Genomic DNA, 17890 nt, shown 5'->3' with positions numbered 1-17890 from the left:
ATGGCAAGGCATGCCCGATTATATTTGCGCCGGCAGTAATTGCCTTTGCAAGGAATCGGCCGGCAGCGCGAGCGGGGTGCCCGGCGCGCCGCTCACTGGCCCGGTGCTGCGCCGAGCGGGTCTGCTTGCCCCGCTTCGGCCTGCAGGCGCTCGCCCAGCGAGCGCGCGTTCATCGGCCGCCCGTACCAGTAGCCCTGGCCGTAGTCGCAGCCTTGGCCGCGCAGGAAGATGTGCTGCTCGCGCGTCTCCACGCCTTCGGCCACCACGGCGATGCCGAGCTGGTGCGCCATCGCGATGATGGCGCTGCACAGCACGCGGTCTTCCTGGGACTCGGGCAGCTTGCTGACAAAACTGCGGTCGATCTTGAGATAGTCGATGGCAAAGCGCTTGAGGTAGGACAGCGACGAATAGCCGGTACCAAAGTCGTCCAGCGCCACCTTCAGCCCTGCGCCCTGCAGCGCCAGCATCTTTGCGCCCGTGGCCTGGTCGCCGTCGAGCAGCACGCCTTCGGTGATCTCCACGGTCAGGCTGTCGCTGGGCAGGGCGAGTTGCTGCAGCCAGTCGAGCCAGTCCTGCACCGCATGCTCGCTCGCATGCAACTGGCGCGGCGAGACGTTGACGCTGAGCGCAAACGCCGGCGCCACGAGATGCCGCCATTCGGCCAGCTGGCGCGTGGCTTCGCGAAACACCCAGTCGCCCAGCGCCACGATCAGGCCGGACTCTTCCGCCGCCGGGATGAACTCCGCCGGGCTCAGCACGCCGTGCAGCGGGTGCTCCCAGCGCACCAGCGCCTCGGCCTTGACGGTGCGCCCGCTGGCCATGCCCACGATGGGCTGGTAGTGCAGCATGAACTGCTCGCGCGCCAGGCCCTTCTCCAGCTCGTGCAGCAGCTGCAGGCGCCACTGCTCCTCGCGCAGCATCTCGGGCGCGAAGCGGGAAAAGCGGTTGCGCCCCTTTTCCTTGGAGGCGTACATCGCCAGGTCCGCGTGGCGCAGCAACTGGGCGCTGTCGCTCGCGTCCTGCGGGTAGAAGGCGATGCCGGCGCTGACCGAGATGTGCACCGTGTTTTGCTTGAGCGCGTAAGGCCGCACGATGCTGTGCAGCGCCTTCTCGCACACCAGCGCGACGTCGCTCTCGTGCTGCACGTCCTGCAGGATCAGCGTGAACTCGTCGCCGCCCAGCCGCGCCACATGGTCCGAGGAGCGCACGCAGGCCAGCAGCCGGCGCGCCACTTCCTGCAGCAGCGCGTCGCCCTCGTCGTGGCCGAAGGTGTCGTTGACTTCCTTGAAGAAGTCCAGGTCCAGAAAGACCAGCGCCATCGGCAATCCGGTGGTGCGCGCGTGCTCCATGCCGGTGGCCAGGCGCTGCTCGAACATCTGGCGGTTGGCCAGGCCCGTGAGGTGGTCGAAGTGCGCCTGGCGCCAGATGCTCGCTTCGCGCATGCGCTCCTCGGTCACGTCGGAGAACAGGCCTACGCGGCAGTTCACGCTGCCGTCGTCGTTGTATGCGGTGGAGATTTCCAGGTGCTCTATGAACTCCTCGCCACTCTTGCGCCGGTTGTGGATGTCGCCACTCCAGCTGCCGCTGTCGTGCAGGCTTTGCCACATCGCGTGGTAGAAGGCCCGGTCCTGCTTGCCCGAGCTCAGCAGATTCATGCGCCGCCCGATGATGTCCGTCGGCGCAAAGCCGGTGATCGCGGTGAAGGCGGGGTTCACGTCCTGCACCACGCCGTCGGCGTCGGTCACGACGATGGCGTCGCGCGTGCTCTGGTAGACGATGTTGGCGCGGCGCATCGAGGCTTCGGCGCGCTTGCGCTGACTGATGTCGATCAGCAGGCCTATCGTGGCGGGCGCATCGCCCAGGCGCATGGCCGAGCCGAAGATCTCGACCTCGAGCTCGCGCCCGTCGGCGCGCCGTATGCGGCTTTCGTAGCGCGTGCTGCGCGTCTGTCCGTTCAGGCGCTCGGCCATGCTGCGCGCGGCCTGCGGCCAGCTTGCCTCGCTGTACAGGCGGCGCACCTCGAAATGCGCGCACAGCGTCTCGCGCGCATGGCCGGTGAGTTCGGCAAAGCGGGCGTTGACGTAGGTCAGCCGCATGTCGGCGTTGACCATGTAGATGCCGGCCACGTCGTTTTGCGCCAGGCCTTCGAACATCGCCTGCATCTGCGCCAGCGCCGCGCGCTCGCCGCGCACCTCTTCGAGCAGTTCGGCGATGCGCCGCGAAGACGCGTTGAGCGCGTGCGCCAGCTCGGCGAATTCGGCGCCGGCGGGCAACAGCACCTCGGTCAGGTAACGCCCTTCGCCCATGGCACGCGCCTGGTGGGTGAGCATGCGGATCGGCGCGAGCACGTGGCGCATGAAGAGCGCGTAGCCCAGCGCCAGCAGCAGCAGATCGAGCGCGAACAGCAGCGCGCTGGCGGCGATGGCGTTGCGTTGCACCCGGGCCGATTCTTGCACCAGCGCATCCATCAGCGCCTCGTTGTGCGCCAGCATGAGGCCACTGGCCTGCAGCAGCTGCGCCGCCTGGGCGCCGCTGGCGCGCGGGGCCGAGACGATCTCTGCCATCAGGCGCCGGTAGTCTTGCCAGGCCGACTGCAACTGCGCCAGCGCCGGTTGCAGCGGCGCCGCAAGCGCCGGCAGCTGCAGCCCGAAGGCGCTGCCGCCCGAGCGCAGCGCGCCCCAGGCAGCGGCAAACTCCCGCTCGTGTTCGCGCAGCGCCGCCGCCCCCTCGGCGCCGGGGGCGGCCAGCGCCTGCAGTGCCGCGCGCTGGCCCAGCATGCGCAGCTTGCCGGCGACGTTCAGCGTGGCGGCAATGCTCTCCGAGCGGCGCAGCAGCGCATGCACCGTCAGCACATTGGCCAGCGCGATCAGCGCAATCAGCGCAAGCGCGAGCAGCGCCTTGCCGCGCAGGCTCGTGGGCAGGCTCAGGCGCCAGCGCGCCGCGGAATCAGAAGCTTTCCCATTCGGCATCGCTGCCCTTGTCCGGCAAGGCCTTGGGGCGCACCGCAGGGGCGGGCGCGGCAAGTGGTCGGGCAGAGGGCGCGGGCGCTGGTATCGGCACTTGCACGGGCGCCTGCACGGGAGCCGCAGTGGCCGGCCGCTGCACGCGCACTGCAGGTGCGGGGGCGCTGCCTGGCTGCAGCTTGAAGGTGGCGACCGAGCCGACCATCTCCTGCGCCTGGCTTTGCAGGCTGGCCGCGGCGGCCGACATCTCTTCGACCAGCGCCGCGTTCTGCTGCGTCACCTGGTCCATCTGGGTGATGGCCTCACCCACCTGGGTCACGCCCTGGCTCTGCTCCTGGCTCGCGGCGCTGATCTCGCCCATGAGGTCGGAGACGCGCTGTATGCCCGCGACCACCTGCTCCATGGTGGCGCCGGCCTTGTCCGCCAGCGTCGTGCCTTCGCCTATGCGCCGCGTGCTGTCGTCGATGAGCTGCTTGATCTCCTTGGCCGCGGCGGCCGAGCGGCCCGCGAGCTGGCGCACCTCGCTTGCGACGACCGCAAAGCCCCGTCCCTGCTCACCGGCGCGCGCCGCTTCCACCGCGGCGTTGAGCGCCAGGATGTTGGTCTGGAAGGCGATCGAGTCGATGACGGTGATGATCTCTGCCATCTTCTGGCTGTCGCCGCTGATGCCGCGCATGGTTTGCACCACGTTGCCCACGACATCGCCGCCTTCGCGCGCGACGCTGGAGGCGCTGTGCGCGAGCTGGTTGGCTTGGCGCGCGTTGTCCGCGTTCTGGCGCACCGTGGCGTTGAGCTGCTCCATCGAGGCGGCGGTCTGCTCCAGGGCGCTGGCCTGCTCTTCGGTGCGCGCGCTCAGGTCCAGCGTGGCCTGGGAGATCTCGGCGCTGGCCGTGGCCACGTTTTCCGAGTTGCCGCGCACCCGCGCCACCACCTGGTGCAGGCCTTCGAGCATCTGCGCGAGCGCGCGCAGCAGCTGCGCCGTCTCGTTGTTGCCGCGCGCCTCGATCTGCTGGGACAGGTCGCCCGCGGCCACAGCCTGGGCCACGCGCACCGCCTGGTTCAGCGGGCGGGTGATGGCGCGGATGATCCACAGCGCCAGCAGCACCGCCGCCAGCAGCCCGATCAGCAAAGTGATGGCCACGGCGGTCTGGATGGCGCGCACGTTCTCGCCCGCCGCGCGGCTGTCGCCTTCGAGCACCTGGCGCTGGAAGGCCTGCAGGTCGGCAATCGCCTTCAGGTAGTCGCTGCGCACCGCCTTGGCCTGCTCCGACAGGAAGCCCTGGGCCGCGCCGGCGCCGGCCTTGGTGTATTCCTCGAAGAACTGCTCCTGCGCCTGGACGTAGCGCGCCTGCTGGGCGAAGACCGCGCCGAGCAGCTCCTGCGCACGCGGGGCGCGCATCTGCTGCTTGAGCTCGCCCAGTATCTCGGCGATGCGCTGGCGCGAGGCGGGCACCTGGTTCTTGGCGTTCTGGAAGGCTTCGATGTCGCTCTCCAGCAGCACGTCGCGCATGGCCAGCGCAATCAGATTGATCTGCTGCTGCACCTCATGCAGCGCCAGCACGCGCGGAATGCGCTCTTCGGTCACTGCCTTGAAGCTTTGCTCTACGGGCGTGGCCTTCCACAGCGCGACCAGCCCGGTGACCACCAGCAGCAGCGCCATCAGCGCAAAACCCAGGGCCAGGCGGGTGGTAATTTTCATGTCTCTCATGCGGCTCTCCCCAGTTGGATTCTCGATAGTTTTGACAAATCGTAAATGTAATATCTGACGTGACAATTAATCGGCCCGAAAAAGGCCACCGCGAGGGTGGCCTTTGCAGGAGAGGGCGTTCAGCGCTGCGCCTTGACCTCGTCGGCGGTCACCAGCTTGGCCCTGTTGCCCCACTGGGTGCGCTCATGGTTGGCGATGTCGGCCACGTCGGCGTCCGACAGCGCGCCGCCAAACGGCGGCATGGGGCTGGGGTAGCTCACGCCGTCGATGACCTCGCCGCTCACCCCGTGCAGGATGGAGCGGATGTGCTTGGTGCCGTCTGCGGCCAGCACCGCCGGGTTCTTGACCAGCGGCGGGAAGGCGCCCGGCAGCCCTTCGCCATTGGCCTGGTGGCAGGCCGCGCAGGTGCTGGTGTAGAGCTGCGCGCCGCGCTCGGCGTCGAACTTGTAGGGGCCGGCCGCGGCCGCGGGGGGCGCCGCCGGTGCGGCGCTTGCGTGGCCTTCGATCTTCGAGACCTTGGGCTTGATGAAGTTGTCCGGGTTGCCTATGCGCAGCGACCCCGCAGCGCCCTTTTCCAGGTGGGCGAAGGAGTGGTCCACGAAGACGTAGTTGCCCGCGTCGGGAATCACCACGTCAAACACGATGCCCTCGCCCGGCCCCACGCTGTAGGTGGAGACGCCGCTGAGCGCGTTCTTCGGGTTGCCGTCGGGGTAGACCTTGTCGAAGATCGCGCCGATCACGTGGAAGGCGCTCCACAGGCTCGGGCCGGCATTGACCACGTACAGGCGCACGCGCTCGTTGGGCTCGGCGGTGAGCGGATGGTCCTGGTACTGGAAGGCCACGCCGTTGAAGGCCACGACGTCGGGCTGGATCCTTTCCATCTTGGCGAAGTCCGGGCCCATCAGATTGCCCGAGATCTGGCGCGTGTACCACTCGCTTTGCACCAGCACGTATTCCTTGTCGGCCTTGGGGCGCGGGTCGTCGATCGGGTCGACGATGATCGCGCCGTACATGCCGTTGGCCATGTGCAGCAGCACCGGCGGCGTGCCGCAGTGGTAGACGAAGGTGCCGGGCACCTTGGCTTCGAAGGTGAACTCGATCTGCTCGCCGGGGTTGATGTCGGCAAAGCTGGTGTTGGGCGGGGTGAAGGCCGAGTGGAAGTCGATCGAGTGGTGCATCGAAGCCTTGTTGGCCAGCACCACGCGCACCATCTGGCCCTGCTTGACGTGGATGACCGGGCCGGGGACGCTGCCGCCATAAGGCCAGGCCTGGTACTTCACGCCGCTGGCGATCTCCACAGCCTCGTCGGTCACGTCGATGTTGAGCACGACTTCCTTGTCCTTGCTCAGGGCCGGCAGTCTGGCGTCAAAAGCCTTCTTGACCGGCTCCTTGCTCATCAGCTGCAGCGGCGAGACGGCGGCTGCGGCGGCCGCCGGCGTGGGCGCCTTCACGTTCATGCTGCTGTGCAGGCCGGCGACCAGGAAGAAGACGACGGCGGCCACGCCGAGCAGGATGCCGGTCTGCGCCCACCAGGCCACGCGCGGCGCGTCCGACAGGCGCCGCTCGCGCCATTCGGCGACCCAGCTCCAGGCCGGCCACTTGCGTTCGATGAAGTAGTCGACGCTGTAGGGGCTGGTGCCGCTGCGGTGGTTGATGGCGATCAGCACCGCGAAGATCAGCACGTAAATGATGCCCACGCCGGTGTTGGACGCGCCTATGGTGTAGGGCCCGCCAAAGCCGCCGGCGGTGCTCCAGATCAAGAGGCTGTAGAGCGCGCCGATCACGTAGACCGTGCGCCGTGCGAAGCCGAACAGCAGCGCAAGCGCCAGCAGCGTGGTGGCAATGCGCGTGAGCCACAGGAAGGTGTCGGCGCGCGGCTCGACGATGGCGATCCAGGTGTCGAACCACCAGGCCGACCAGGCCGGCTGGCCGTCGGCGGCGTTGCGCAGATAGCCCGCGTAGTTGTCGGCGAAGCTGGGCATCCAGGTGAACGCCGCGTTCACGATCCAGATGATGCCGAAGGCCACGCGCAGCGCGGCAGTGGACAGGGCCGGCCAGGTGTCTGGCGTCGGACTTGTGGAGGTTTGGGTACTCATGGATTGCATCCCGGCTCGGTGCGGGGCGCCTGCCCCGCGACTTCAAGAACAGGCCATAGTGTAGGGGCCTGAGGCGGCAAGGGGCACGGCAAACCGGATGCCACCGGCAGCGCGCGGGGACGCCAAAGGGTCTGGCCGCGGAGTCCGGCCGCCTTGCAAGCAAATGCAAGCGTTTGTGGCAGGATGCAGTCCCGGGCATGCGCCGCGCGGCGCACGCCCTTGCCATCGGGGCGGGCGCGGCCGTCCACCCCGCATCCAAAACCATTGCCTGCGGCGGCGCGAGCATGCCGCTTCTTGAGGACAGCCATGCACCGCTGCGATCGCGACTCCAGCCCGCTTCCCGCCTTGAACGATGCGCACGCCCAGGCCTGCAGCTCTGACGCCACCGCCCACGCCCTGCCGCTGGCGCGCCGCGCCCTGCTGCGCGGCGCCGTACTGGGGGCGGTCGCGGCCGTGGCGACGGCCTGCGGCGGCGGCAGCAGCGATGAGCAGAGCGAAGGCGACAGCCTGAGCGACCCGCGCGCCCTGCAGCCGCTGGACCCCGAGATCGGCCACGACGAAGCGGGCTACCAGCACCAGCAGGGGCGCCACACCCTGCCGCCGGCGCAGCCTCTCGGCGCCCAACTGCTGGCCGAGCCCACCGAGGGGCTGAGCTTTCGCGTGCGCGTGGCCATGGGCAGCGGCTTGCTTGCGGGTGCCGCGCTGCAGGTGCGCGACATCCACGGCACGCTGGTCGACCAAGGCCTCACCGACGCCCAGGGCATGTACGCCTCCGCGCAGACCGGCCGGCGCTTTCTGCTCGCGCAGGCCCAGACCGGCGAGGGCGTGCTGTACGGACTCGAATACAACGGCGGCGCCAAGATCAACCCCATCATCGACGTCAATCTGGCCGGCACGCTGCTCTACAAGGTGTTTCAGCGCCTGGCTGTGCATCCCGGCCAGGTGGAGTTCGTGATCAACGACTTCCTGGGTCTGGAATACAGCACCAACCTGAGTGACCTGGACCCCTTCGATACCGAGCTGGACCAGCAGGCCTTGTTGCTGCGGGCGCGGGGCTCGGGTCTGCCGGTGGCGGATTACCTCGACCGTCTGGCCGATGAAGTCGTGCGGTTGCTGGACGCGGACCTGGACGAGGGCGCCGTGGCGGTCGCGCCGGCTGCCCGGGGCAGCGCCGTGGCGCGCAAGGTGGCCAGCGCTTGCCCGCCGCCGCCCGACTTTGGCCCGTGGGAGCGGGAGATTCCCGTCGAGCTGCGGCGCGAGCTGCAGGACTTCTGGTCCGCTGCGGGCAAGGCGGTGCTGGGCATGGCCTTCGCCAAGGCCATGGCGCTCACCGGCAGCGGCTTCCTGGAGCCAGGGCTGAACTTCATTCTGGACCGCGCACTGCCCGGCAGCGACCCGGTGCAGCAGGCGCTGTCGAGCATGCAGGTGCAGCTCTCGCGCATCGCCTCCAAGGTCGATGAGCTTGCCTCCCAGGTGTCCATGGCCGAGCACAAGCGCGCGCTCGACCAGGTGATAGGCGTGTTCATCGAATTCAATGCGCTGATCGAGCTGATCGAGGAGCGCCGCCGGCGCCACGTAGGCGGCTCGCCCGAGCAGCAAAGGCTCTACGACGACTACGTGCTCGAGCAAAGCCGCAAACTGATTGCGCTCTACCCCAGGCTGGTTGCCGCCCATCAGCTCTTCATCGGCCTGGGGCCGGTGGGCAACGACAGCGTGCTCTACCGCTGGTGCACGGTGTTTCGCAAGAAGAAGTACTACACCGCGGTGGTCGAGCGCCAGTACAACGACTTGCTCGACTGGTATGCGCTGTGGAATGCGCGCATTTGCAACTACCTGTTCGACGCGCATGCCACCGTCGCCAGGTTGAGCGGGCAGCACGATGCGGACCAGGTCGCGCTGGTGCGCGAGCAGCTGCAGCGCCAGACCCTGGCGCTGCAGCGGCTGCGCCCCGAGCGCCTGCTCAGCGCCAAGCTGATCATCGACGTGCAGTACCAGCTCGCCTGGGTGGGTGGCTGCAACCAGCCGGCGCGCCTGGAAGAGATGGTGCCCGAGGACGTCTGGTACCCGCGCGACCTGCCCTGGGGCCGGCGCGACTTTGACCTGGGCCGACTGATGCGCGTGGATTACGACGCGCCCTGCGTGGACAGCGCCAGTGCGCTGGCCGACGCCAGCATCAGCGACGCGCTGGTGCGGGCCTTCGACTGGCGGCTGCCGACCAAGAAGAACATGGACGACTCCTTTGGCGACTACATCAAGCACGGCTACCTGGCGGAGTTCAACAGCCCGACCAAGGACTTCAACTGGCACGCCTTTGCCGACCACTGCGCGATTCCCGGCGTGGTGCGCTTCTTCCGCCTGGACGCGCCGCGCACGCCGCTGAAGGTGATCCTGCGCAACGACATGGGGCCGAGGGCCGTGGGGGGCTGGGTTGCCAGTTGGACGTTTCGCGCCGCCCAGTACGACCTGGGCACGCTGCAAAGCAGCTACACCGCGCTGGAGTACATCGGCAAGAACAACCCCAACTACCCGGTGCCGTATTTCTTCCCGGTGGCCGATGTGCCGCCGGCCATGCAAAAGACCCTGCTGCCCTGGCGCGTGTACGAGGAGCAGATAGGCGCACTGCGCGCCGGCACGCGCTGAGCCGCGCTCAGCCGCGCAGCAGGCGCGCCGCGGCCAGCGAGAAGTAGGTGAGGATGCCGTCGGCGCCGGCGCGCTTGAACGCGAGCAGTGCCTCCATCATCACCGCGTCGTGCTCCAGCCAGCCCTGGGCGCTGGCCGCCTTGATCATGGCGTACTCGCCGCTCACCTGGTAGGCGAAGGTGGGCATGCGAAATTCATCCTTCACGCGGCGCAGCACGTCCAGATAGGGCATGCCGGGCTTGACCATGACCATGTCTGCGCCCTCGGCAATGTCCAGCGCTACTTCGCGCAGCGCCTCGTCGCTGTTGCCCGGGTCCATCTGGTAGACGTTCTTGTCCGCCTTGCCCAAAGCGCCGCGCGTGCCCACGGCGTCGCGAAACGGGCCGTAGAAGCTGCTCGCGTACTTGGCGCTGTAGGCCATGATGCGGGTGTGGATGTGCCGCTCGGCGTCGAGCGCGCGGCGCACCGCGCCTATGCGCCCGTCCATCATGTCGCTGGGTGCGACGATGTCCACGCCGGCCTGCGCGTGCGCCAGCGCCTGCTGCACCAGCACCTGCACCGTCTCGTCGTTCAGGATGTAGCCGGTGTCGTCGAGCACGCCGTCCTGGCCGTGGCTGGTATAGGGGTCGAGCGCCACGTCGGTCATCACCCCGAGTTGCGGAAATTCCTTTTTCAGCGCGCGCACCACGCGCGGGATCAGGCCGTCGGGCTTGGCCGCTTCCTTGCCGTCGGGGGTTTTCAGTTCCGTGTCGATCGCGGGGAAGAGCGCCATCACCGGAATGTCCAGCTTTGCGCATTCCTCGGCCACGGGCAGCAGCAGATCCAGACTCAGGCGGTCGACGCCGGGCATGGAGGGCACAGCCTCGCGCCGCTGCTTGCCTTCGTGCACGAACACCGGGTAGATGAAGTCGTGCGCCGACAGGCGCGACTCGCGCACCAGGTTGCGCGAGAAGGCGTCGCGGCGCAGGCGCCGCGGGCGGTTCAGGGGAAACGGAGTGGGGCTCGACAGGTGCATGGCGCCGATTGTGCGACAGCCCCGCGCCCCCTGCCGCGCTGTTAGGCTTGCGCCTGCGCCGAAGCCGGCGTTTTTTTGAGCGCAACGCATGCCCACCATCGCCCAACAGGAACAGCAGTGGAACCTGGCCCGTCTGGCCGAGCCGGTGCGCAGGCCGGCCTTTTCCGTCTGGGTGCACGAGGCGCCGGCCATCGTGCTCGGCTGCTCGCAGCAGCACTACCTGGCCGGCTTGCAGGCGGCAGCGCCCGGCGTGGCGACGCTGGTGCGCGCCTCGGGCGGCGGGGCGGTGCTTACCGGGCCGTGGATGGTCAGCAGCTCGGTGGTCTTGCCGCTGGAGCACCCCTGGGTCGGCGGGCGCATCAACGCCAGCTACCAGGGACTGGGTCAGATGTACGTGGACCTGCTCGCCGGCCTTGGCGTGGCGGCGCGCGCGCTGGCGCCCGAGCAGGTCGCGCCGGCCGACGCACTGCTTGGCCCCAGGCTGCCCTGGGCCTGCTTTGGCTCGCTCGCCTCCTGGGAGGTGGTGGATGCCGGCGGCGGGCGCAAGCTCGTTGGCCTGGCGCAGCGGCGCCAGCGCAGCGGCGTGCTGCTGGTCGCGGGCACGCTGGTGGCACCGCCCGACTGGGCGCTGCTGTGCGCCGCGCTCGGCCACCCCGAGGACGAGCGCGTGATGCGCACGCGCACCGTCTCCTGCGCCGAGCTGCAGCCCGGCTTCGTCGGCGCCGAGCGCTACGCCGCGCTGCTGCGCGCGGCGCTGGCAGACGCGCTCGCGGATTGATCGCGCGGTGCTCTCCCGCGCTGTCTTTGATGTGACTGCGGGCACCCTGCTCACGGCGGCTTCAGGGCCAGAACCGATTGCGCATGCGGGCCGGCGCTGCCATGATGGTTTTTTTCACCCGGAGGATTTGCACAATGAAAGCATCATGGTTCATGGCGGCGCTGGTGTTCGGCGCCTGTCAGCTCGGCACCGCGGCGAACGCCGAAGGCGTGCTCAAGATCGGCGTGCTCAATGACCAGTCGGGCATTTACGCCGACTTTGGCGGCAAGACCTCGGTTACCGCAGCCAAGATGGCGGTGGAAGACTTTGGCGGCGAGGTGCTGGGCCGCAAGATCGAGGTGATCGATGCCGACCACACCAACAAGCCCGACGTCGCGGCCTCGGTCGCGCGCAAGTGGTTTGACACCGAAGGTGTGGAGATGATCACCGACCTGACCAACTCGGCGGTGGCGCTGGCGGTGCAGAACCTGGCCAAGGACAAGGGCAAGATCACCATTGCGACCGGGCCGTTTTCGTCCGCGCTGACCAATGAATCGTGCTCGCCCACGGGTTTTCACTGGACCTTTGACACCTATGCGGCGCCGCGCGGCGTGGCCACCGGCATGATCGACGACGGCGCCAAGAACTGGTTCATCCTGGCCACCGACTACGCCTTCGGCCATGCGATGCAGCAAGACCTGACCGACACCATCAACAAGAAGGGCGCCAAGGTGGTGGGTGCCGCGCGCGCGCCGCTGGGCACCTCCGACTTTGCCTCCTTTCTGCTGCAGGCCCAATCCTCCAAAGCCAACGTGATTGCGCTGGCCAACGCCGGCACCGACATGACCAACGCCATCAAACAGGCCGGCGAGTTCGGCATCATGGCGGGCGGCCAGCGGCTCGCGGCCCTGGCCATGGTGATCAGCGACGTGCACTCGCTGGGCCTCAAGACCGCCCACGGCCTGGTGGCCGCAACCCCTTTCTACTGGGACCGCGATGACGCCAGCCGTGCCTTCGGCAAGCGCTTCATGGAGAAGACCGGTCGCATGCCCGGCATGGTGCAGGCAGGCACCTACTCGGGCGTGCTGCACTACCTCAAGGCGGTGAAGGCCGCAGGCAGCACCGACGGCGCCAAGGTGGCCGACAAGATGCGCGAGATGCCGGTCAAGGACTTCTTTGCCGATGGCGCCACCGTGCGCAAGGACGGCCGCGTCGAGCAGGAGATGTACCTCGTGCAGGTCAAGAAACCCGAAGAGTCCAAGCAGCCCTGGGACTACTACAAGATCGTCTCCACGCTGCCCGCAAGCCTGGTGACGCGCCCGCTGTCCGAGAGCAAGTGCCCGCTGGTCAAGTAAGCGCCCCTGCCTGAAACGCGCCACGCCCGGTCTCGTCCGGCGTGGCATTTTTTTTGTGCACCCTGAGCCCGCGCGGGCGGGCTGCGGCGGCTTCAGCGCGCCAGGGCGAGGCCCAGCGCCCCCCACAGCGCCATCAGCAGCAGCACCACCGTGGGCAGCAGCGTGAGGATGAAGCCCGGCGCGCGGCTCGCCGGGTTCTTCACGTACTGCTGGCGGTAGAGCAGACGCCCCAGCAGCCAGACCGCGCCGATGCCGGCCACCAGCGCGGGTGAGAAGTACTGGCCCGCGAGCAGCAGCGCCGGCAGGAAGGCGACGATTTGCTCGAGCGTGTTCTGCTGCACCCGAAACGCTCGGTTGAAGGCCTCGTCGCCGCTGGTGCTGGGCGCCATCACGTGGCCGCGCACGCGCGCCCGGCCCACCAGCGCACTGAAAACGATGTACTCGGCCACGGCCAGCAAGGCCACGGTGTGGATGAGGTTCATGTCCGATCCTTTCAAGCAAAAAGTCGATCAAAAGCCCGCCGACAAAGCGCTGACAGCTATTTGTATTGTAGTAAAACCGCTTGTTCATAGGCCGCGCGCAACTGCCAGGCGCCGTGGCCCCAGCGGGCGTCGGGCGGCAGATAGCGCAGCCAGCTCAGGCGCGTGAGCTGCGCCTGCAGCGCCTGGCGAAAGCCCGGTGCGCGCGCCGGCCCGTCCAGCCAGGCCTGCCACAGCGGGCGTGCCTTCTGGCGCGCGCCGCCGGCGTGCAGCAGCATGGCGCTGGCGTAGAGATAGCTGAGCGCATCGCGCACCTGGCACAGCGCCGGCGTGAGCAGCGCGCCGGGGTCGGGCGGCAGGTAGACCAGGGTGAGCGCGCCCTCAGGGCTGCGCACCATATGTTGCGGAAGGGCGCTGCCCAGGCTGAGCCCGCGCCCATGCGCGTTGTCGATCAACGCCAAGCCTTGCTGCCACAGCGCGATCAGCGCCGCCGCATCCGGCGCCTGCGCGAGCTCTTGCGCGAGCGAGACCGCACCTACGTCGGCCAGCAGCAGACCCTCGCCTTGCTGCGCCAGCACCTGGGCCACGGGCAAGCCGTGATCGGCAAACTCGCGCAGGCGCGCCGCCTGGGCGGCGGCGCAGGCCGCAGCGCCCGCCATGGGCAGGGGGCGCAGCGCGGGCACGCGCGACAGCCGCGCCGCCAGCGCCCACAGCCGGCGCTGCAGCGGGTGCGCGCCGGGGCGGGCGCGGCGCAGCCAGACGGTGCGCTCCTCGCCCAGCCGGTAGCGCGCCAGCGGCAGCTGCTGTGCAGGCAACTGGCGGGCGAGGAAGGCGGCGGGATCGACGGCGACCGGGGACATGTTCGCAGGCGATGGTAGTGCAGCGCCGCGCGGCCAGCGGGCAGCGCCTCCGGCCACCGCAAGGGCGCCGGGGTCTTGCGCGCGCCGGCGCTCTCCCGCGGCTTCGCCTTCAAGCGGATGGCTGCGTGGGCCTGCGCTGCAGCGCGCTCTGCGGCTTCGCGCCTTGCCGCGTGTCCGCAGGCAAAACCGTGTCAGGCCAGATGGTGCGCCAGCTGCGCCAGCGCGTGGTGCACCGTGGCCGCGCGCACCGCGGCGCGGTCGCCGCCAAAGTGCTGCACCTGGCTGTGGGTGCGCCCGGCCACGCACCAGGCAAACCAGACCGTGCCGACGGGCTTGTCGGCGCTGCCGCCGCCGGGCCCGGCCACGCCGGTCACCGCCAAGCTTGCCTTGGCGTGCGCGTGGCGCAGCGCGCCCTCGGCCATGGCGCGGGCCACAGGCTCACTGACCGCGCCTTCGGCCTCGATCAGCGCGGCGCTCACGCCCAGCATCTCGCTCTTGGCGGCGTTGGAGTAGCTGACGAAGCCGCGCTCGAACCATTGGCTGGAGCCGGCCAGCGCGGTGCAGGCGGCGGCAATCCAGCCGGCGGTGCAGCTTTCTGCCGTCGCCAGCATCTCGCCGCGCGCCAGCAAGGCCCGGGAAATTTGCAACAAAAACGGCTCCAGCGCTTGTACGTCCAGCGTTGGCAGCTCTTGTGTTGATAGCATCATCCGCGTCAGGCCAGAAAATGACGCCAGAGCGCGATCACCAGCAGGGTGCACAGCGCCGCGACCAGGTCGTCGAACAAAATGCCCCAGCCGCCGCGCCAGCCCAGGCCCTTGAAGGCGCGGTCGGCCCAGGCCACCGGGCCGGGCTTGAGCGCGTCGAAAAAGCGAAACAGCGCAAACGCCGCGCACTGGTCCCATAGCCCCGTAGGCATGACGAGCAGCAGGATGAGCCAGATGGCCACGATCTCGTCCCACACCACCGCCCCCGGATCGGCCACGCCCAGGTGCTGCGCGGTCAGCGTGCAGGCCCACCAGCCCAGGGGCAGCGCCGCCAGCGTGACCAGACCAAGCTGCAGCGGCGTGAGCCACTGCTGCGCGACCACGAAGGCAAGCCAGCCCCAGAGCGTGCCCACGGTGCCGGGCGCGACGGGCGAGAGCCCGCTGCCAAAACCCAGCGCCAGCAAGTGCGCCGGGTGCGCGAGCATGAAGCGCACGTCGGCGCGCACGGCGGCGGCCGTGGCCTGCACCATGGCTCAGTGGCCCTCGCGCACGCGCACGTCCTTGTCGTGGCCGATCACGTGGCGCGCGCTGAAGACGGCGCTGGCGCCGGCGTCGAGCTGCTGCTGCCAGGCGACGCCGCCCTTGCCGCCCCAGTTGTCGTCCTGGGGCTTGGGCTCGTAGCGCGACTGCACGGTGATCGCCTCGTTGCGCGAGACCGGTGCGCTGTCGAGCACTTGCAGCGTGATCGCCTGGCGATGGCGGTTTTCCACGCGGTAGCTGCGCTCTATGCTGCGTTCGCTGCGCGCGCCGGTAAAGCCCGCGCTCTGGGTGAATTCCTTGACCGGCTCGCTGCTGACCAGCACGTTCTCGTCGCGCCCGAAGGCCAGGCCCAGGCGGGCGAAGTCGCTGGCCATGGGGTCAAACCGCCCCTGGCCGACGCTGGCGCCGTCGCGTTGCAGCGCGATCGGGCCCGCCGGCCAGTTGCCTTGCAGGGGCTCGAGCAAGGCGACGAGCCAGGCGTGCGCATCGAGCGCCGGCGTGGTGCGCGTGAGCAGCGTGGCCGCGAGCTGCTGCGCGCCCAGCGAGAGCGTCACGCGCTCGCCGCCCGAGGGCACGCTCACGCGCTGGGGCAGCACGAACTGCGTGGCGTAAGCGCCTTGCCGGGTGCTGGGCGCAAAGTTTGGCAGCGGCTCGGCATCGGGCTCGGCGGCGAGCGCCGGGGCCGGCGGCGCGGGCGCGGCCATCATCGCCACGCCCTCGCTGCGTGCCATCTTGGGCGTCGGCGGCGGCTCCTTGGGCTGCACGTCCAGCGTCCAGGGGCGGGGCAGCGGACCTTGCGTGGCCGCCAGCGGCTGGCCGGTAGAGAGCGTGAGCGCTACGCCGCTCCAGTCCTCGCCGGTAGTCTGCGACACCAGCGCCAGGCGCTCGAGCTGCACCTGGCGGCTGTCGCTGTCCAGATTGGCGCGGTAGCTCGGCGACCAGCTCGGGCCGCGCACCTGGTAGCTCAGGCGCAGCTCGCCGCCGCTGCGTGTGGCCAGGCTCACGCGCACCACTGCCACCGTCGGCGCCTGGGCGCTGCCCTGCTCGGCCTGCAGGCGCTTGAGCGCCAGTTCGCGCTCCTGCAGCGCGCGCCGCGCGCGGTGCAGCTCGGCCAGGGTGTCGAGCGAGGAGCGACGCAGCGCCTGCAGCGTGGCGGCAATCTGCGCCGGCGCCAGGCTGTCGCGCGTCTGCACCGGCGGCGTGCCGGCCTGGGTGTTGAGCCAGGTCTGGGCCAGTTCCAGCGCGTCGGTCTCGGCGCGTGCGCGCGCCAGCTCGTCCTCGGCCGCCCGGATGCGCGCATCCAGCGCGCCGGTGCAGCCGCTGGCGACGGCGCGCTCCAGCGTCTGCACGTTCACGTCGCCGATGCGCACCTCGGCCGGGCTGCTCACCTGCAGCGTGCGCGCATCGAGCTGCGCCGGCAGACAGCCGAACACGGCGCTGCTGCTGCCCGGCGCCACCTGCAGTACGCGCTGCACCGTGGCCACGCCGGGATAGAGCGTGACCGACTGGATGCGCGAGGCGTCCGCGCCCGTGGCCCCGGCGAGCGCGGCCAGCGCCGGCAGGGGGGCGAGGGACAGGGCCAGAGGCAGCAGCGCGGCGGCATGGCGCAACAAGGCGGGCGGGGACAGGCGCATGGGTTTTCCTGTGGACGAGGTGTTCAAACGCAAGCCCCCTAGTGTGCCGCAGCGCCCGCTGCGCGCTGCAACAGGGTGCAAGGCGCGCGCGCCGGCCTGTGCGGGGCTGTGTGCTGCAGCCCGGCGGGCGGCGCGGCGCTCAAGCGAAATGGTCGAAGGAAGCGAAATCGCCGGCCAGCGGCTGCCCGCGCGCGTCCAGCAGGCGCAGCCCGGGCTCGGCCTGGATCTGGCCGATGCGCGTGAGCCGCGTGGCGCAGCGCCGGCCGGCTTCGAGCACCGCCGTGCGCCGCGCGGGCGCGGCGGTGAAGAGCAGCTCGTAGTCGTCGCCGCCGGCCAGCGCGCACTGGCGCAGCAAAGCCGGGTCTGGCTGGGTCAGAATTTCTGCATCAAATTGGCCTGCGGCACTTTGTGGGTCTGCGCCAACAGCTATCAGATTGGCAGCATCATCGGCCCAGACCACGGCGCCCGCGCGCGAAGCGTCGAGCACATGCTGCAGATCGCCGAGCAGGCCGTCGCTGATGTCGATCGCGCTGTTGGCCAGGCCGCGCAGAGCCAGGCCCAGGGCGACGCGTGGGCTGGGCGCATCCAGGCGCGCCTGCAGCGCGGGCAGCGCGCCTTCGCTCAGGTGCCATTCGCCGCGCAGCGCGCCCAGCGCCAGGCGCGCCTGGCCGGGTGCGCCGCTCACCCAGAGATCGTCCCCCGGACGTGCGCCGCTGCGCTTGAGCGCGTCGCCTTGGGGCAGCTCGCCAAAGACGGTGATGCAGATGTTCAAGGGGCCCTGCGTGGTGTCGCCGCCAATCAGCTCGCAGCCGTGCGCGTCGGCCAGGGCGAACAGGCCACGCGCAAAGGCCGCAAGCCAGGCCTCATCGGCGCGTGGCAGCGCCAGCGCCAGCGTGAAGGCCAGGGGGCGCGCGCCGCAGGCCGCCAGGTCCGACAGGTTCACCGCCAGCGCCTTGTGCCCGAGGCGCTCGGGGTCGGTGCCGGCCAGGAAGTGCCGGCCTTCGAGCAGCATGTCGCTGGAGATGGCCAGTTGCATGCCTGGCGCGGGCGAGAGCAGCGCGCAGTCGTCGCCCACGCCCAGGGCTGCGCGCCGCACCGGGCGGGTGAAGTGGCGTCGGATCAGTTCGAACTCGCCCATG

At 69.7% G+C, this 17890-nt stretch carries 13 protein-coding genes; 3 read left to right on the top strand and 10 right to left on the bottom strand.

All coding sequences use genetic code 11. The features are described from left to right. Nucleotides 1-92: 92 nt before the first annotated feature. From KUD94_RS10630 to KUD94_RS10620, 3 genes are all read right to left on the bottom strand, one after another. Nucleotides 93-2969: an EAL domain-containing protein gene (locus KUD94_RS10630; RefSeq protein ID WP_218237181.1), complete on the bottom strand. Its 2877-nt coding sequence runs from the start codon at nucleotides 2967-2969 to the stop codon at nucleotides 93-95. Next, the gene (locus KUD94_RS14860) at nucleotides 2947-4662 is read right to left on the bottom strand and encodes a methyl-accepting chemotaxis protein (RefSeq protein WP_218237180.1); all 1716 of its coding nucleotides are present in this window, start codon (nucleotides 4660-4662) and stop codon (nucleotides 2947-2949) included. Before KUD94_RS14860 ends, KUD94_RS10630 begins: the two co-directional genes overlap by 23 nt. A gap of 128 nt (nucleotides 4663-4790) precedes the next feature. Continuing rightward, the gene (locus KUD94_RS10620; protein ID WP_218237179.1) at nucleotides 4791-6767 is read right to left on the bottom strand and encodes a multicopper oxidase domain-containing protein; all 1977 of its coding nucleotides are present in this window, start codon (nucleotides 6765-6767) and stop codon (nucleotides 4791-4793) included. 306 nt (nucleotides 6768-7073) lie between these two features. On the opposite strand from KUD94_RS10620, the gene KUD94_RS10615 reads away from it, so the two are divergent. Further along, nucleotides 7074-9407: a hypothetical protein gene (locus tag KUD94_RS10615; RefSeq protein ID WP_218237178.1), complete on the top strand. Its 2334-nt coding sequence runs from the start codon at nucleotides 7074-7076 to the stop codon at nucleotides 9405-9407. A gap of 7 nt (nucleotides 9408-9414) precedes the next feature. On the opposite strand, the gene hemB is transcribed toward KUD94_RS10615, so the two are convergent. After that, nucleotides 9415-10422, bottom strand: coding sequence for a porphobilinogen synthase (gene hemB, locus KUD94_RS10610; RefSeq protein ID WP_218237177.1), 1008 nt, complete (start codon nucleotides 10420-10422; stop codon nucleotides 9415-9417). 88 nt (nucleotides 10423-10510) lie between these two features. On the opposite strand from hemB, the gene KUD94_RS10605 reads away from it, so the two are divergent. Together KUD94_RS10605 and KUD94_RS10600 are read left to right on the top strand one after the other, a co-directional pair. Beyond that, nucleotides 10511-11200, top strand: a complete 690-nt coding sequence (locus KUD94_RS10605; protein ID WP_255568723.1) for a ligase — start codon at nucleotides 10511-10513, stop codon at nucleotides 11198-11200. Nucleotides 11201-11334: 134 nt separating this feature from the next. After that, nucleotides 11335-12534, top strand: a complete 1200-nt coding sequence (locus KUD94_RS10600; RefSeq protein WP_218237176.1) for an ABC transporter substrate-binding protein — start codon at nucleotides 11335-11337, stop codon at nucleotides 12532-12534. Between the two features lie 92 nt (nucleotides 12535-12626). Here KUD94_RS10600 and KUD94_RS10595 read toward each other — a convergent pair whose 3' ends face one another. The 6 genes from KUD94_RS10595 to thiL all read right to left on the bottom strand — a co-directional run bounded on the left by KUD94_RS10595 (nucleotide 12627) and on the right by thiL (nucleotide 17889). After that, nucleotides 12627-13016 (bottom strand): MAPEG family protein, encoded by a 390-nt coding sequence (locus KUD94_RS10595; protein ID WP_218237175.1) that lies wholly within the window; start codon nucleotides 13014-13016, stop codon nucleotides 12627-12629. A 56-nt stretch (nucleotides 13017-13072) separates the two neighbouring features. Continuing rightward, entirely contained in the window at nucleotides 13073-13873 is an 801-nt protein-coding gene (locus tag KUD94_RS10590) for a hypothetical protein (RefSeq protein WP_218237174.1), read from the bottom strand. Between the two features lie 191 nt (nucleotides 13874-14064). After that, nucleotides 14065-14580 carry a CinA family protein gene (locus tag KUD94_RS10585; protein ID WP_218237173.1) on the bottom strand — a complete coding sequence of 172 codons (516 nt, stop codon included), beginning with the start codon at nucleotides 14578-14580 and terminating at the stop codon, nucleotides 14065-14067. A gap of 5 nt (nucleotides 14581-14585) precedes the next feature. Beyond that, a complete protein-coding gene (locus KUD94_RS10580) occupies nucleotides 14586-15107 on the bottom strand; it encodes a phosphatidylglycerophosphatase A (RefSeq protein WP_218237172.1) in 522 nt (173 codons plus the stop codon). Between the two features lie 3 nt (nucleotides 15108-15110). Continuing rightward, nucleotides 15111-16751 (bottom strand): DUF4139 domain-containing protein, encoded by a 1641-nt coding sequence (locus KUD94_RS10575; RefSeq protein ID WP_218237171.1) that lies wholly within the window; start codon nucleotides 16749-16751, stop codon nucleotides 15111-15113. A 139-nt stretch (nucleotides 16752-16890) separates the two neighbouring features. Then, entirely contained in the window at nucleotides 16891-17889 is a 999-nt protein-coding gene (gene thiL, locus KUD94_RS10570) for a thiamine-phosphate kinase (RefSeq protein WP_218237170.1), read from the bottom strand. Between the last annotated feature and the right edge of the window lies 1 nt (nucleotide 17890).

It is taken from the genome of Comamonas sp. NLF-1-9 (genome assembly GCF_019195435.1).
In the GTDB taxonomy this organism is placed as follows: Bacteria; Pseudomonadota; Gammaproteobacteria; order Burkholderiales; family Burkholderiaceae_C; genus Comamonas_C.
Note: the sequence above shows the minus strand (reverse complement) of the source record. Positions and strands in the feature narration are given on the sequence as shown.

Excerpts from the sequence above, each read along its gene's own strand:
- KUD94_RS14860 (WP_218237180.1), bottom strand. The coding sequence starts at position 4,662 with ATGAAAATTACCACCCGCCTGGCCCTGGGTTTTGCGCTGATGGCGCTG.
- KUD94_RS10575 (WP_218237171.1), bottom strand. The coding sequence starts at position 16,751 with ATGCGCCTGTCCCCGCCCGCCTTGTTGCGCCATGCCGCCGCGCTGCTG.
- thiL (WP_218237170.1), bottom strand. The coding sequence starts at position 17,889 with ATGGGCGAGTTCGAACTGATCCGACGCCACTTCACCCGCCCGGTGCGG.
- KUD94_RS10590 (WP_218237174.1), bottom strand. The coding sequence starts at position 13,873 with ATGTCCCCGGTCGCCGTCGATCCCGCCGCCTTCCTCGCCCGCCAGTTG.
- KUD94_RS10580 (WP_218237172.1), bottom strand. The coding sequence starts at position 15,107 with ATGGTGCAGGCCACGGCCGCCGCCGTGCGCGCCGACGTGCGCTTCATG.
- KUD94_RS10585 (WP_218237173.1), bottom strand. The coding sequence starts at position 14,580 with ATGATGCTATCAACACAAGAGCTGCCAACGCTGGACGTACAAGCGCTG.
- KUD94_RS10600 (WP_218237176.1), top strand. The coding sequence starts at position 11,335 with ATGAAAGCATCATGGTTCATGGCGGCGCTGGTGTTCGGCGCCTGTCAG.
- KUD94_RS10605 (WP_255568723.1), top strand. The coding sequence starts at position 10,511 with ATGCCCACCATCGCCCAACAGGAACAGCAGTGGAACCTGGCCCGTCTG.
- KUD94_RS10615 (WP_218237178.1), top strand. The coding sequence starts at position 7,074 with ATGCACCGCTGCGATCGCGACTCCAGCCCGCTTCCCGCCTTGAACGAT.
- hemB (WP_218237177.1), bottom strand. The coding sequence starts at position 10,422 with ATGCACCTGTCGAGCCCCACTCCGTTTCCCCTGAACCGCCCGCGGCGC.
- KUD94_RS10620 (WP_218237179.1), bottom strand. The coding sequence starts at position 6,767 with ATGAGTACCCAAACCTCCACAAGTCCGACGCCAGACACCTGGCCGGCC.
- KUD94_RS10630 (WP_218237181.1), bottom strand. The coding sequence starts at position 2,969 with ATGCCGAATGGGAAAGCTTCTGATTCCGCGGCGCGCTGGCGCCTGAGC.
- KUD94_RS10595 (WP_218237175.1), bottom strand. The coding sequence starts at position 13,016 with ATGAACCTCATCCACACCGTGGCCTTGCTGGCCGTGGCCGAGTACATC.